Here is a 712-nt window from a genome sequence, read left to right on the forward strand (position 1 = left end):
GGACATGTCGGTGATGAAGCCGATGCGTACCGCGTCATTGGATACCTGGGCCGTGGCCGGCCCTGCAAAAATGCCTGCAATGGCACAGGCGGCTGCCAGCCTGCGCAGCGTGGTCGATGGGATCATGTGCTTGTCTCCTCGTTGTGATCGGCCGCTGGGCGGCTCGGGTCGTTCTGTTTTTCGTGCTTCAGCGGCGGCGTTCGGCCAGCAGCGATCTGGCGTAGTCCACCCGGACGTCGTGGCCAGCCACCATCTGCTGCACCAGCCAGTCCATCTCATGCGGTTCGGCCCCGGCGGCCAATGCGATGTTGCGCGCGTGCAGGGCCATGTGGCCGCGTTGTATGCCTTCAGTCGCCAGCGCGCGCAGGGCGGCCATGTTCTGCGCCAGCCCCACCGCCACGGCGACCTCGGCCAGCTCCTGCGCCGATTGCACGCCCAGGATCTTCAAGGCCGCCCGCGCCGCCGGATGGGTCTTGGTGGCACCACCCACCAGGCCCACCGGCATCGGAATTTCCAGCGTACCGACGAGGTCGCCATCGGCGGCAATTTCCCAGTGCGTCAGCGAAGTGTAGCGGCCATGGCGGCAGGCATAGGCGTGAGCCCCGGCCTCCACCGCGCGCCAGTCATTGCCGGTGGCGACGATGACCGGATCGATGCCGTTCATGATGCCCTTGTTGTGGGTGGCGGCGCGGTAGGGATCGACGGCGGCAAA

At 67.0% G+C, this 712-nt stretch carries 1 pseudogene; it reads right to left on the minus strand.

Annotated elements, in window-relative coordinates:
* Positions 1–187: 187 nt before the first annotated feature.
* Positions 188–712 (minus strand): annotated as a pseudogene (locus B3873_RS14415) (3-hydroxy-3-methylglutaryl-CoA reductase); the annotation flags it as partial.

It is taken from the genome of Herbaspirillum sp. UBA812 (genome assembly GCF_002296545.1).
Classification (GTDB): Bacteria; Pseudomonadota; Gammaproteobacteria; order Burkholderiales; family Burkholderiaceae_D; genus Herbaspirillum; species Herbaspirillum huttiense.